Genomic DNA, 14483 nt, shown 5'->3' with positions numbered 1-14483 from the left:
CTGCTAGGCCGAAGGCAGCAGTTCCTGCAGGGGAACCCCGGGGTCGGTCAGTTGGGCCGGGTCGAGTTCGACCTTCCCTGCAATCAGTGACTTGATGGTTTTGTGAACGCGGGGCACATTGACGCTGAGGCCGGCTACCAGCCGGCTGGATCCATTCCTTCCCCCGCGGAGCCAGAAGGCGAGGAAACCCTCGTCATCAAGGGAGCCGCGGAGCACAGGTGCGGTTCCGGTGGATAGTGATGGGTAGCCGGAGTATTCCATGCCCACGCTGAACTGGTCCGTATAGAAGTACGGCACCATATCCAGGACGGCATCCTGGCCGAGCATTGACTTCGCCGCCACTTTGCCTCCATTGAGCGCGTTGGACCAATGCTCGCTGCGGTGGTGCCGGCCCGTGAAGGGATGCAGGGCGTTGGCGACATCCCCGGCCGCGAAGATATCCGGAGCACTGGTGCGCAATCCCGGGTCCACCAGGATGCCGTTCTCCAGGCGGAGTCCCGCCGTGGCAGCCAGGGCCGTATCAGGAACGACTCCCACGGCAATGACCACGATCTCTGCCGGCAGTACTTCGCCGGTGTCAGTGACGACAGCGGACGCATGCCCACCGTTGCCTTGGATGGCTTTCGCGCTCGCCGGAAGAAGGAAACGCGTGCCCTGCCCTTCATGGACCCGCTTGAAGAAATTCCCCAGTTCCGGACCCACCGCTGCGCTGAGCGGTACGTCTTCGAGTCCGATCAGAGTCACCTGGTTGCCATAAGTTCGTGCTGCAGCGGCCAATTCCATGCCGATCCACCCGGAGCCAACCATGACCACACGGCGGCCGCCGTCCCTCAACTGGTCGCGAAGCTTGAGGCTGTCGTCGAAGGTCCGGAAGGTCATGACGCCGTCCAGCTCGCTGCCCGGAAGGGGGATGCTGCGCGGTTTCGCCCCTGTTGCCAGCAACAGCTTCGAGTATTGGATGGTCCGGCCATCCGTGAGTTCCACCTCATGGTCCCTTGGCCGGACCCCGGCGGCCGGGGTGCCGGTGAAAAGTTCGACGTCGTTCGCGCCGTACCACTCCGCGGGAACAACGGGGACCGCATCCTCCTCCGCTTTCCCGAGGAGGAAGTCCTTGGACAGCGGTGGACGGAGGTAGGGTATCCGCTCCTCGGCTGCCAGGAGGGTGATCGGGCCCGCGAAGCCCTCGGCCCGAAGGGTCTTGGCGGCTGTAGCCCCTGCAAGGCCGCCACCTGCGATGAGCATCTGTCCGGTGTCCATGATCCGCTCGATTCCTAGCCGGTGATTCTAAAAGCAGTACTTTTGATTTTAGAGCGGCGGAGCTGGGGGGTCAACGGTTTTAGGGCCCGTAGAGCACAGCGCGCTAGAATGGATGGGCGTTCCGGCTGCTCCCTGCCGGCCCGTTCTCCCACCATCCAGCAACCATGGAAGCCAGCATGCGAGTTCTTGCAGCAATGAGCGGCGGAGTCGATTCCGCCGTAGCCGCCGCCCGCGCCGTCGAGGCCGGACACGACGTCGTGGGTGTCCACCTGGCGTTGTCGCGCATGCCCGGAACACTGCGGACCGGCAGCCGGGGCTGCTGCACCATCGAGGACTCCCGTGATGCGTGGCGCGCATGCGATGTCCTGGGCATCCCGTACTACGTGTGGGACTTCTCCGAGCGGTTCAAGGAAGACGTCGTCCAGGACTTCATTGATGAGTATGCCGCGGGCCGTACCCCCAACCCCTGCATGCGCTGCAATGAGCGCATCAAGTTCGCCGCCCTGCTGGAGAAGGCCATTGCCCTGGGTTTCGACGCGGTGTGCACCGGCCATTACGCCAAGGTCATCGAAGATGCCGACGGAAACCGCGAACTGCACCGTGCGGCGGACTGGGCCAAGGACCAGAGCTATGTTCTGGGTGTCCTGACGCACGAGCAACTCAAGCACTCCATGTTCCCGCTGGCCGATACCCCATCCAAGGCTGAGGTCCGCGCCGAGGCCGAGAGGCGCGGCTTGTCCGTGGCCAACAAGCCGGACAGCCACGATATCTGCTTTATCCCCGACGGCGACACTCGCGGCTGGTTGGCCGAGAAGATCGACATGACTACGGGGGACATCGTGGACGAGACCGGCACCAAGGTGGGTGAACACTCCGGCGCCAATGCTTTCACCGTGGGCCAGCGCCGGGGCTTGAAGCTCGGCACGCCCGCCGCTGATGGAAAGCCGCGCTTCGTGCTGGAGATCCGCCCCAAGGACAACAAGGTGGTGGTGGGCCCTGAATCCCTCCTGGCCATCGACGAAATCCGGGGCATCAAGGTTTCCTGGGCAGGGCTGCCCATTGCTGAGGTAACTACCGGTGAAGAGTTTGATTGCCACGCCCAGGTCCGCGCCCACGGCGACCCCGTGCCTGCCCGCGCCCGCGTGGAGGCGGTCACGGGCGACGACGGCCAGGATCGGCCCGGGCTTGTGGTGACGCTGGAGGACCCCCTGCGTGGCGTGGCTCCCGGCCAGACTGTTGTCCTGTACCAAGGAAGCCGTGTGCTGGGCCAGGCGACCATTGACGCGGCCCGTTCCCTGCAGAGAGCTGTCCTCCAGTAGTCATTGCCTCCAGCCTGACCCCACCCCATACTTGCCCTAAGCAGCGCAACCGCTGCGGCTGGGGTGGTCCGCGATCGGGATGGCGATGGCTGTGGCATTTCCTAAGAAGAGCCCGGGAGACATCAAAGCCGGTCAGATGGTCTCCGTCACGGTCCTGGCGGAAGGGCCGATCGGCAGCGGTGGCCAGCCGCCGTTGACCGCACAGGTACGCATTCCTGTGGAGCGGCTGCGCAGGGGTCCGACGGGCCATCGCTACGCCATCCACATCCGCAAATGGCGCGGCACCAACGTCTCGCCGGTGACCTTGACGCGGCAGGGAGACCCCTGGCAATTGGTGTCCCTGCCGCCACCGGAGGAACTGCGGGAACTCCTGGATGACACCCGCTTCCTTGCCCAGCACGTGTACGCCGTAGCGATGAACACACTGGACATTTTTGAAACAACTCTGGGACGCCGGATGCCGTGGGTGCCCGAAGGCAGGGTTGTGCTCAAGGCCCGGGACCGTGTCACGGCGACGGACACCGGATACGAACGCGGCACCAACATCATCCGCTTCGGTTCAGTCGACAGGATGGGCTACAAGGTCCCAACCGCTCTTTACCGGGATATCGTTGCCCACGAAGTGACACACGCAATCCTTGACGGTTTCCGCCCGGCATGGGCGGACCACCTGGCAACCATGGAACAACTGGCCATGCATGAGGCGCTGGCGGACCTGGTGGCCATCCTGTCCGTCTTCTCCTCACGGGAGGTGGTCTACCGGCAGCTTGAGGCGGCCGCCGGTACAGGCGGGGGACAACGCGGCGTCGGCGACGACGAGCTGATGCGTTCACTGTTCGACTTTGCCCGCGACCTCTTTGCCCGGGGTCCCCTGCGGGAACCGCTGCTTGGACCGGTGCCCGAAAACTGGCAGGACCTGGTGGAACCCCACGCCCGGGGGTCCGTGGTGGTGGGGGCGGTTCTCCGGGCCGTCCGGCACCTTTGGTCGGAGCGGAATGCACGCATGGGTGGGCCCCCAAGCCTCCAGCAGAAAGCAGAGTCAGGATCAATCGTTGCCATGCGGGTGCTGCGCATGGTGATCCGGGGACTCTCCTATATGCCACCGGTGGATGTGGGCTGGCGCGACCTGCTGCGGGGGATCATCGCAGCCGACCTGGACATGGTGCCCGAGGACGCATACGGGTACAGGGACGCTCTGCAGAATGAATTTTCGGCGATCGGCATCCGCCGGGTTTCCCTGCATAACATCAGCGGCGTGGACAACTACCAAGGGCTGCGATATCCGATCCGCTTGTCTGCCCTCGGCTCAGATCCGCAGGAAGTGCAGCGGTTCGTGTGGGAAAACCCCAGGCTGCTGGACGCGGCCAGGCTGGAGCGGCGCACTCCCTTGAGTTCCACCCGGGTGCGGACCTCCGAACGGGTCTCCCCGGACGGGTTCATTATTTCGGAAATCGGTGCGTCGTTCATCCAAACAGTGCGTATGAGCCGGAAAGAAGCCTATGTGCGCCTTGGCCTCAAAACCCGCAGGGAGTACGTGGACGTCCGGGGCGGCGGGCTGCTCCGCTTCGACGCAGGGGGCCGTTTGGTGTACGCGGCGCTCAAACCGGTCATGGACAGGGAGCGCCAGGGACTTCTTTTCGGGTCGGACCAACATCATGACGCGGAGGAAGCCGCGTCATCGGGGGTCCGGGACAAGTTCCACGGCACGGGGGAGTAATGCCCGGCAACGGCTGCAGTTCCAAGTGATTTCAAGCAGTAGCGGCCACCGCCGCCGTCAGCTTCCCCACGCGGCCTTGCGTGCCGCCGTCGTGCCTTCCAACTGCGCCACCTGGTCAAAACCGCCGGCCTTCAAGCCCTTGCTGACCAGTTTCAGGATCTCTGCCCGGGGGGACGACCCGTCGCTCGCCAACGACTTCAACAAATGGTAGGTAAAGGCTCCGTTGTAGCGGCCATCGATGGGAGCATCGGCCGCAGTCTGGTCCGCCCGGCAGGCCGCCATGAGCACAGGCCGGGATGAAACCGATGCCTTGACCAGGTCACGGAGGGTGCGGGTGTCACTGAACTCGCTGGCTGCCACAGCCCGGGGCGTAGGAGCCGGGAGGAAACGCGGGCGGCGGCCCGGGAGCAGATCCAATGACTTCAGTCCTGTCCCGCTGTGGCATGTGTCCAGGACCACCTCCATGAGCACGCCTTCCGGAACGCGGGTAAAAAGCGATGCCAGTTCATCGTCCGTGATGACGGTCGCAGGATCCCAGGCGTCTCCTGCGTTGTTGATGTCATAGCAGGCAAAGGCCTCATCCAGGCGGTCGGCTTCGTCGCCGCTGGTATCCGGGACCTGCGTGCCATGGCTTGAGAAAGTAAACACCAAGTGGCGGGACCCGCCCTCGACAGCGCTGTCCACAAGCTCGTTCAACGCGGCCAGCACATTCTTCCTGGTCGCCTTGGCATCCCGCAGCACGGTGATGCCGGCTTCCGGAAAACCGTACGTGGCCTCAAGGACGGAGGCCAGGTCTTCAGCGTCATTGACGCATCCCTGCAGCCAGCTCGATGAGGGGAGGTACTTGAATTTGTTGATCCCTACACAGAGGGCTGACTTGGTCATGGGCCCGTCCTTTCGCAACCAAGATATTCCTGCACCCGCTGCCGGGCAATGGCCTTGGGCGGTGGGCAGGAAGCTACTGACAGGTAAAGTTTGTGTCTCGAATCACAAAATGAATGCTTCACGATGGCGGAAGTCTGGTTGAATCGGGAGGTCAAGAGTGTGCCGCCCATCACATTGCAGGGGCGCACCGAAACCATCGAACAGAAGGTTCACCCAGATGGCACTGAACAAGAAGGCCCTGAACAGCGTTATCGCGCTCGCGGGCATCTCCGCGCTCGCCTTGACCGCCTGCACAGGGCCCTCGGGCGGAGGATCCTCGTCCGCTCCGGCAGCCGAAGGACCCATCGCCTACGGCACCACCGACAAAGTCACTGCGCTGGACCCTGCCGGGTCCTACGACAACGGTTCATTCATGGTGATGAACCAGATCTACTCCTTCCTCCTCAACTCAAAGCCCGGCGGTGCCGAACCGGTGCCCGACCTGGCGGAATCGTCCTCCTTCACGGCGCCCACCGAGTACACCGTCAAACTCAAGCCCAACCTCAAATGGGCCAACGGCCACACCCTGGACTCCAAGGACGTCAAGTTCTCCTTCGACCGCCAGGTGGCCATTAACGATCCAGCCGGTCCCGCCACCCTGCTGACCAACATCGAGAGCGTCACTGCCCCCGATGCCAACACGGTGGTCTTCAAACTGAAGCTCGCGAACGACCAGACTTTTGCCCAGATCCTCAGCAGCCCGGCTGCTCCGATCGTGGACGACGAAGTGTTCCCGGCGGACAAGCTCCTGGCTGACGATGACATCATCAAGGCCAATGCCTTCCACGGCCAGTACACCATCGACAGCTACAAGAAGAACGAGCTCGTCAGCTTCAAGGCCTTCCCCGACTACCAGGGGGTCCTCGGCAAGCCGGCCAATGACGAAGCGACCATCAAGTACTACGCCAGCCCCACCAACCTGAAGCTGGACATCCAGCAAGGCAACATCGACGTTGCCTTCCGCAGCCTCAGCGCCACGGATGTGGACGACCTCAAGAAGGACTCCAAGGTCAAGGTCCTGACCGGTCCCGGCGGCGAAATCCGCTATATCACCTTCAACTTCGACACCATGCCCTTTGGCAACAAAGCCGAAGGGGCCGATCCTGCCAAAGCACTGGCCGTTCGCCAGGCAGTGGCCCATCTCGTGGACCGGCAGGCGATCGCCGACCAGGTCTACAAGGGCACGTACCTGCCGCTGTGGTCCAACGTTCCCAATGGCTTCCTCGGAGCCAACGAGTCCTTCAAGGACGCCTACGGCGACAGCGGCAAGCCCAGCCTGGACAAAGCCAAGAAAGTGCTGTCGGACGCGGGAGTCACCGGACCCGTGGCCCTGAACCTGCAGTACAACCCGGACCACTACGGCGGATCCTCCGGTGACGAGTACGCGATGATCAAGGAACAGCTCGAAAAGTCCGGACTCTTCACGGTGAACCTGCAGTCCACCGAATGGGTGACCTACAGCAAGGCCAGCCGTGCCGATGAGTACCCGCTGTTCCAGTTCGGGTGGTTCCCGGACTTCAGCGATGCCGACAACTATCTCACCCCATTCTTCCCGGAGGGCGGCTTCCTGAAGAACCACTACAACAACGCCACGGTGAACGAACTCATCAGCAAGCAGCTCACCGAAGCAGACAAGTCAGCCCGCGAAACCGCGATCAAGGACGTACAGAACGCCTTGGCCAAGGACATCTCTACGCTGCCGTTGCTGCAGGGGGCGCAGGTTGCCATTGCAGGCAGCGGAGTCAATGGCGTGGAAAACACGCTGGACGCCTCCTTCAAGTTCCGCCTCGGAACCATATCCAAGTAGCTGCGCCAGGGGGAGGCGGGACACTGACCAGGTGTCCCGCCTCCTGTGCTGACCACCATCGTCGGCAGCCAGCAGCAACCCCGCGCAACCCACGGGCAGGAGCCATAGGCAACAATGACAACACTCGTAGACGTACCCGATGCCGAACCCGGCGTCGTGGCCCCCAAAAGCAAATCCAGGCCCGGTGGAGGACTGGGCAGATACATCGTGGTCAGGTTCTTCCTGATCATCCCCACGGTCTTCATATTGGTGACCCTGGTCTTCTTCCTGATGAGGGTCATCGGCGACCCCATCACCGCTGCCCAGGGCGGACGGTTGCCCCCGGACGTCCTTGCACAGAGGATCCATGAGGCCGGGTACGACAGGCCCATCCTGGTCCAGTACTTCGAATACCTGGGCCAGCTGCTGACAGGCAACTTCGGCACCACCATCACGGACCGCCGTCCGGTGGTCGAAGTCCTGTTCACCTTCGGCGCTGCCACACTGGAACTGAGCATCAATGCCCTGATCGTCGCGCTTGCCGTGGGAATTCCTTTCGGGCTCATTGCCGCCCAGCACCGGGACAAGGCTTCCGACGCAGTCCTCAGGATCTTTGCCATCCTTTGCTATGCGACACCAGTGTTCTTCTCCGGGCTCCTCCTCAAACTGACCTTCTCGGTGTGGCTGGGGTGGTTTCCGGTGGCCGGGAGGGCGTCCACGCGGACTGAACTGGTCATGAGCAATCTTGCCGCGCCCTCCGGGATCTACTGGCTGGATGCCCTGCGCAGCGGCAACTTCACCGCTTTTGGTGACATCGCCTCGCACGCAGTCCTTCCCGCTGCTGCCCTGGGGCTGCTGACGGCCGGCGTCTTCCTGCGCCTGGTCCGCACCAATGTGATCGGAACGCTGGGCAAGGACTATGTGGAGGCCGGTCGCTCCCGTGGCGTCAGCGAGTACAGGCTGCTGACGAAGCATGCGTACAAGCCGGCGCTGATCCCCATCATCACCGTCATGGGCCTGCAGATCGCCCTCATGCTGGGAGGAGCCATCCTGACCGAAACCACCTTTGAGTGGAAGGGCCTGGGCTACCAGTTGGTGCAGTACCTCAACGCCAGGGACTTCGTCGCCGTGCAGGGCATCGTGGTGCTGCTTGCCGTGATCGTCGCCGTCACCAACTTCATCGTGGACATCATCGCCGCGCTGATCGACCCGCGAGTGAGGTACTGACCATGGAAACCCTGCAACTCACTGCTCCCAAGCGGTCCCTTGGATCGCGGCTCCCGGTGGTGTCCCATCTCCGCAAGAGTGTGGGACTCCAACGCGGCATGCTGGTGGCAGGTGTCATCCTCACGGGACTTTTCCTCCTGACCAGCATCCTCGCCCCACTGCTTGCGCCCTACGGCTATTCCCAGCTCAGCGACAGCTCGGGATCGTTCCCCACGCAGCAGGCGCCGGGACCCAAGCACCTGCTCGGAACCACCGTTGGCGGCTACGACGTCCTGTCCCGCGTCCTGTGGGGTTCGCAGACAGCCGTCACGGTGATCGCCGTATCCGTGGCCATGTCGCTCTTCCTTGGCGTGGCCCTGGGCCTGTTCAGCGGCTACTTCGGCGGCTGGCTGGACCGGATCCTGGTGGTGGTATCGGATGCCATCTACGCCTTCCCCACACTGCTGCTGGCGATCGTCATTTCCATTGTGGTCAGCCGCGGACAGTCGAGCTTCTGGGGCGGGATCTTCTCCTGTGCCTTTTCCATCACCGTGGTGTTCGTGCCCCAGTACTTCAGGGTGATCCGGGCTGAGACCATCCGCCTCAAGGCCGAGCCGTTCGTGGAATCCGCCAAGGTTTTGGGCGCATCAAGCGTCCGGATCATCGGCCGCCACATCTTCAAGAACGCCACCCGGACCCTGCCCCTGATGTTCACCCTCAACGCTTCGGAGGCCATCCTCACGTTGGCGGGGCTTGGCTTCCTGGGCTTCGGCATCGAACCCACCTCCGCCGCCGAATGGGGCTTCGACCTGAACAAAGCGTTGGCCGACACGTCCTCGGGCATCTGGTGGACAGGAGTTTTCCCGGGCCTGGCCATAGTGCTGGCCGTGCTGGGGCTGACGCTGGTGGGCGAAAGCATCAACGATCTCAACGATCCACGGATCCGGGGACGCAAACGGGCCGGTTCCACGGCACCCACTGCACAGGAAGGCACAGCATGAGCGTCGATCCCGTCATCGTGCCGGACCGCGGGGCTGCCCCCGCCGTCCTGGACATCCAACACCTCAAGGTCACTTTTGCCACGGACGGTGGTGACGTCCACGCCGTGAAGGACGTCAGCCTGGATGTCAAAGCCGGAGAAGTCGTGGCGATCGTGGGCGAGTCCGGTTCCGGCAAGACCGTCACGGCCAAAACCATCCTCGGTCTCCTCCCCGAAACGGCCGTCAGCTCAGGCGCCGTGGTGATCAATGGGAGCAACGTCATCAGCGTCGGACCCTCCACGCTGCGGAAAATCCGTGGCCGGGATGTGGCTATGGTGTTCCAGGAACCGTCCACCGCCCTGAACCCTGTGTTTACTGTCGGGTGGCAGATCGCTGAAGGCATCCGCGCCCATGCGGCAGACGGCCACCGGGTCTCGGCAAAGGAAGCCAGGAAGCGCGCAACGGAGGCGCTGCGGAAGGTCGGCATTCCCGATCCCGAAACCCGGGTCGACTACTACCCGCACCAGTTCTCCGGCGGACAGAAGCAGCGGGTAGTCATTGCCGCGGCGCTGGCGCTCAACCCGGGATTGATCGTGGCAGACGAGCCGACCACGGCGCTGGACGTCACCGTCCAGGCCGGGATCCTGCAACTGCTGAGGGACCTGCGGGATGACTACGGGACATCCATTGTGCTGATCACCCACAACATGGGCGTGGTGGCCGACCTCGCCGACCGGGTGGTGGTCATGTACCAGGGAGACGTCGTTGAGGAAGCAACCTCCCGCGTGCTGTTTGCCGAACCCCGGCAGGAGTACACCAGGAATCTCCTGGCAGCCGTCCCGCACCTGGGCCGGAACTCGGCGTCAGAAGGAGCCCGTACCCGGCTCCATCAGGACGGAGAGGTGTTGGTCGAGGCAAAGAACCTGACCATCGAATATCCGGCCCGGTTCGGACGCCACGGCTTCAAAGCCGTGGACAACGTTGATTTCACGATCTCTGCCAATGAGGTTTACGGCCTGGTGGGGGAGTCCGGTTCTGGTAAGTCGACGCTCGGGAGGGCGATCGCCGGGCTGACCCGCGTGACAGGCGGCAGCCTGAAGGTCCTGGGCTACGAAATGTTGGATTTCCGGGAGCGTACCTTCCGACCGCTGCGCAAGGATATCGGCTTCGTTTTCCAGGACCCCGCCGCGTCCTTCAACCCGCACCTGACCATCGGGGAATGCATTGCAGAGCCGCTGCTCATCCATACCCGGCCGCGTCCTGAGGAGGCGCGGAAGGCGGTCGGCCGGCTGCTCGAATCAGTCCAGTTGCCGGCGTCGTTCGCCCAACGCTACCCGCATGAACTGTCCGGAGGTCAGCGGCAGCGTGCGTCCCTGGCCAGGTCCCTGGCCCTGAATCCGCGCCTCCTGATCGCCGACGAGCCCACCTCCGCGCTGGACGTGTCAGTCCAGGCGAAAGTCCTGGACCTTTTCAAGGACATCCAGGAGGAATTCGGGTTCGCGGCACTGTTCATCAGCCACGACCTCGCAGTGGTGGACATGCTCTCGCATTGGGTTGGCGTGCTGTACAAGGGACGTTTGGTGGAGCAGGGAATCGGAAACCACGTCATGGGGTCGCCGCAACACGACTACACCAAGCGGCTGATCGCCTCACTGCCGGTTCCGGACCCGGAACAACAAGCACGACGGCGGGAGGCCCACCGCGCGCTGTTGGGCGGCTGACACCTGGCCCGTCCGGCGGTCCGTTCCTGTCATGGGGCGGACTGCCGGCACCCGGTGGGCTGCAGGTAACACCCGCGCCTGTGTGCGCCCAGACCCTAGACTGGGACTCATGACCGAGCAGAACAATGCCCTCCCGGATGACGTCCCTTCCTTCAACCCGGCAGCAAGCTCCCTGGCCGGCCAGGTGGACAGCGCCATCATGGATGAGCTCCTGTCCATCCGGTCCAGTATCGACAACATTGACGCCACGCTTGTTTTCCTGTTGGCCGAGCGCTTCAAAGCGACCCAGAAAGTGGGGATCCTGAAGGCTACCCACAAACTCCCGGCAGGAGACCCCGGGCGCGAAGCCGCCCAGATTGCGCGGCTGCGGCGCCTCGCCGAGGATGCGCACCTTGATCCGGCTTTCGCCGAGAAATTCCTGAACTTCATCATCAGCGAAGTGATCCGCCACCACGAGGCCATTGCCGAGGATCACCAGATTTCCAGCCAGCAGGCGTAGCCCGTGGCGGAGCAGACAAACCCGTCCAGCGGAATTCCCGTGCCCGCTCCCGAGCGCGCGTCCGCTACGGCGCCGGGCACCTGGCCCGGCACCGACCATGCCGAAGCTGTCCGGACAGTCCGGGGCGAGCTCGGCGATCCTCATCTGCCGTTCCTTCCTGAGCTTCCGGACCGCGGGGTGGGTGCCGACGCTGTCGGCCGGACGAGTGCCCTGCTGGTGGACCTTGCCGTCGATGTGCAGCCGCACGGATGGCGGCTGGTGGACCGCCCGGGAAAGGACGAACAACGTGCCCGCTCCCTCCTGGCGTCCGACATCAACGTCCTGGCCGACATCGCGGGGGCCGAGGACGCCCAGGCCACCACACTGAAGGTCCAGTTCGTTGGTCCGCTGACACTGGCGGCCAACCTTTACCTGCACAATGGCGAGCGCTCCCTCCTCGACTACGGTGCACGGCGGGACATCGCGGAGTCGCTCGCCGCCGGCGTCGGCAGCCACCTCCAGCGCCTTGCGGCGGCTGTGCCTGATGCGCGCATCGTGGTGCAGGTGGATGAACCGGACATAGCGGCCGTCATGGCCGGCACCATCCCGACGGCGAGTGGTTACCGGACGCTGCGGTCCATTGCCGGGGAGGAAGTCACCGGAGCATGGCGGTTGGTGGTGGAGGCACTCAAGTCAGCCGGCGCCGTCGAAACCGTTATTTCCGTCCCTAAGATCGAGGCTCCGATCGAGCGGATCCTGTCGGCCGGCGCCGACGGAGTCGCCGTTCCCCTCAAGGCCCTGACCACCCGGCAGTGGGAACAGCTCGCAGCAGCCGCGGAAGCGGGAAAACGGGTGTGGGCAGGCGCAATGGCGACGGACGGCCCCTTGCCGCGCACTGCGGATATCGTCAACACCATCTGGCGCCCGTGGCGTCAGCTCGGCCTCCCGGCATCCTTGCTCAGCGGGCTCCGCGTCACTCCAGCCACAGGGTTGGCACACCTGCCGCCGTCGACCGCCAAAGAGGTCCTCGTCCGGCTCACACAGGTCGCCGACGGCCTCGACCAGCTGGCCCAGGGCTAGACGCGCTGCTCCCATCGGTCAGGTTCTGCGTAGCGGGGAAGCGAGTTCCCTGGCGCCGACCCCGGGAGGTAGGGGACCAACCGGTAATCAAAGCGGCCGGCGTAAACCAGCACCAGACCGATCTGGGGCTGGATGACCTTGACCTGGATACGGTGCTTCCCTTCTTCGCGGTCGTACCATTGCTCTGCGTAGGCCCGGGCATCAAGGAGTTCCGGAAGGGCTATCCGCAGTGGACCAAGGAACAGCCGGCTGGCCTTTGACACGCCCCGCAGCCTGCCTTCCGGAGTGACGCTGACCTCAAGGTCGGTGGCCAGGCGCCGGTAGCGGCCCAGATGGTCCACCAGCCGGGCCCGGTCGTCAGGTGGGCTTCCGGTGATGGCGCTGGTTGTATCGTGGAAGAGGCGCGTGCCGGACGGAAAATAAATCTCGCGGCGGGCAGTCAGGGCAGGCCTGCCGAAGGGATCCACATGGGCGTGGTTTTCGATCCGGAAGGGGATGTGCTCGCCGTACTCCGGAAAGAACGCTTCCTCGTGGCCGGTCAAGGCCAGCAGTGGCCGCAACCACCGTTGCCTGCATCCCACGACGTCGAAGACACCCTCACCGATGCCATAGCTTCCCGAACCTGCAGCCAACGAGAAATACTCCTGCAGCTCAGGAGCGAGGTCGTCGAACCCGCTGCCCAGGGCAAGCCGGTAAATGGGGGTACTCATATCCGTCCTTCCTACAATCGTCCGGCGGCCTTCAGCCGGATGTACGTGTCTGCCAGCAAGGGTGGAACGTCCAACGGATCGGCGTCCACTACTTCCGCGCCAAGCTGCCGCAACTGGGCGGTGACAGCAGCCCGTTCCAGCAGGGTCCGCTCGGCAGCGGCTGCCCGGAAAACCTGGCTGGCCGTGGCGCGTTCTTCCTTCATGGCCGTCAGCAGGGGATCCCGGACCGAAGCAACCACCACTACGTGCTGCTGGACCAAGCGTGCCACCACGGGGAGGAGCCCGTCGGCAGGGTCGCCGCCGTCGAGTGCCGTCAAGAGCACCACCAGGGAGCGGTGGGCGGAAACCGCCCGGACCTGTCCCGGAATCTGCTGCCAGTCCAGTTCGATCAGTTCGGCTTCCAACGGGGCCATGGCCTGGACCAGTTGCCCGAGCAGATTGCCTTTGGCGGCTGACTCCACCCTGGCCCGAAGCATCCTGTCATAGGCCAGGAAATCCACCCGGTCCCCGCCCCGTTCAGCAAGGACTGCCAGCAGCAAGGCTGCCTCGATCCCGGTGTCCAGGCGTGGTTCGTCGTCGATCCGCGCCGCTGCGGTGCGGGAGGTATCGAGGACGATCACAACGCGCCTGTCCCGCTCCGGGCGCCAGGTGCGGACCACCACGGAGGTGCGTCGTGCCGTGGCCCGCCAGTCGATGGACCGTACGTCGTCGCCGCGGACGTAGTCGCGCAAGGAATCGAACTCGGTACCGGCACCCCGGATCTGGACGGCGGCCTTGCCGTCCAGCTCGCGCAGCTTACGCAGCTTGGAGGGCAGGTGGCGCTTGGAATGAAACGGCGGGAGGACACGGAGCCGCCCCGGCAGCGGCCGCGTACGCTGGCGTGCCGCCAGGTGCAGGGGCCCATGGGAGCGGATGGTGACGTGGGGGGACTCGAGGTCTCCCCGACGGCGGGGCACCAGAGTCACGGACATCCGGCGGCGTTCACCGGGCGGAATGACAAGGCGGTGGGTGGATGCCCGGGCCCCGGCGGAGGGCTGCCAGGCATCCCTGACGACGGCCCGCAGCGTGCGGCCCGAGGCATTGGTGATGGTCACCACGGAGTCCACCTGGTGCTCCAGGGTGACACTCTCCAAGGGTTGTCGCGTAAGGCCAACCTTGGCCGGCGATGCCGCGAGCAACAGGTCAATGACCACCACCAGCAGCAGCACGCCGACGATCATCAGCACGGTGGTCCACGAAGGGAACAGCACCAAGGGCGCCAGCCCCAACAGGGCAAGCAGGACGAATCTGCCCGTGATGGCCACT

The 14483-nt window shown here is 64.3% G+C and carries 12 protein-coding genes; 8 read left to right on the top strand and 4 right to left on the bottom strand.

Annotation, left to right across the window (positions count from 1 at the left end):
- Window positions 1-3: 3 nt before the first annotated feature.
- Window positions 4-1257 carry an NAD(P)/FAD-dependent oxidoreductase gene (locus ACPFL9_RS13860; RefSeq protein WP_426003356.1) on the bottom strand — a complete coding sequence of 418 codons (1254 nt, stop codon included), beginning with the start codon at window positions 1255-1257 and terminating at the stop codon, window positions 4-6.
- 194 nt (window positions 1258-1451) lie between these two features.
- On the opposite strand from ACPFL9_RS13860, the gene mnmA reads away from it, so the two are divergent.
- A complete protein-coding gene (mnmA, locus tag ACPFL9_RS13855; RefSeq protein WP_426007577.1) occupies window positions 1452-2576 on the top strand; it encodes a tRNA 2-thiouridine(34) synthase MnmA in 1125 nt (374 codons plus the stop codon).
- Window positions 2577-2667: 91 nt separating this feature from the next.
- Complete coding sequence (locus ACPFL9_RS13850) at window positions 2668-4293, top strand: hypothetical protein (RefSeq protein ID WP_426003355.1); 1626 nt, start codon at window positions 2668-2670, stop codon at window positions 4291-4293.
- A 57-nt stretch (window positions 4294-4350) separates the two neighbouring features.
- On the opposite strand, the gene ACPFL9_RS13845 is transcribed toward ACPFL9_RS13850, so the two are convergent.
- Window positions 4351-5178, bottom strand: a complete 828-nt coding sequence (locus ACPFL9_RS13845; protein WP_426003354.1) for a caspase family protein — start codon at window positions 5176-5178, stop codon at window positions 4351-4353.
- Window positions 5179-5395: 217 nt separating this feature from the next.
- Between ACPFL9_RS13845 and ACPFL9_RS13840 the strand changes: the two genes are divergently transcribed.
- From ACPFL9_RS13840 to ACPFL9_RS13815, 6 genes are all read left to right on the top strand, one after another.
- The gene (locus ACPFL9_RS13840) at window positions 5396-7024 is read left to right on the top strand and encodes an ABC transporter substrate-binding protein (RefSeq protein ID WP_426003353.1); all 1629 of its coding nucleotides are present in this window, start codon (window positions 5396-5398) and stop codon (window positions 7022-7024) included.
- Between the two features lie 114 nt (window positions 7025-7138).
- The gene (locus ACPFL9_RS13835) at window positions 7139-8230 is read left to right on the top strand and encodes an ABC transporter permease (RefSeq protein ID WP_426003351.1); all 1092 of its coding nucleotides are present in this window, start codon (window positions 7139-7141) and stop codon (window positions 8228-8230) included.
- Between the two features lie 2 nt (window positions 8231-8232).
- On the top strand, window positions 8233-9210 hold the full coding sequence (locus ACPFL9_RS13830) for an ABC transporter permease (protein ID WP_426003350.1): 978 nt from the start codon (window positions 8233-8235) through the stop codon (window positions 9208-9210).
- A complete protein-coding gene (locus ACPFL9_RS13825) occupies window positions 9207-10910 on the top strand; it encodes a dipeptide ABC transporter ATP-binding protein (protein WP_426003349.1) in 1704 nt (567 codons plus the stop codon). Before ACPFL9_RS13830 ends, ACPFL9_RS13825 begins: the two co-directional genes overlap by 4 nt.
- Before the next feature lie 109 nt (window positions 10911-11019).
- Entirely contained in the window at window positions 11020-11409 is a 390-nt protein-coding gene (locus ACPFL9_RS13820; protein ID WP_426003347.1) for a chorismate mutase, read from the top strand.
- Window positions 11410-11412: 3 nt separating this feature from the next.
- Window positions 11413-12468 (top strand): hypothetical protein, encoded by a 1056-nt coding sequence (locus ACPFL9_RS13815; RefSeq protein ID WP_426003346.1) that lies wholly within the window; start codon window positions 11413-11415, stop codon window positions 12466-12468.
- Here the strand turns inward: ACPFL9_RS13815 and ACPFL9_RS13810 are convergent.
- Complete coding sequence (locus ACPFL9_RS13810; protein WP_426003344.1) at window positions 12465-13178, bottom strand: DUF4166 domain-containing protein; 714 nt, start codon at window positions 13176-13178, stop codon at window positions 12465-12467. The two genes, ACPFL9_RS13815 and ACPFL9_RS13810, sit on opposite strands and share 4 nt — an antisense overlap.
- An 11-nt stretch (window positions 13179-13189) precedes the next feature.
- Window positions 13190-14482: a DUF58 domain-containing protein gene (locus ACPFL9_RS13805; RefSeq protein WP_426003343.1), complete on the bottom strand. Its 1293-nt coding sequence runs from the start codon at window positions 14480-14482 to the stop codon at window positions 13190-13192.
- Window position 14483 lies beyond the last annotated feature (1 nt).

It is taken from the genome of Paenarthrobacter sp. NyZ202, assembly GCF_049860755.1.
Lineage (GTDB): Bacteria > Actinomycetota > Actinomycetes > Actinomycetales > Micrococcaceae > Arthrobacter.
The sequence above is the reverse complement of the archived record's forward strand: the minus strand, read 5'-3'. Positions and strand labels throughout refer to the sequence as shown.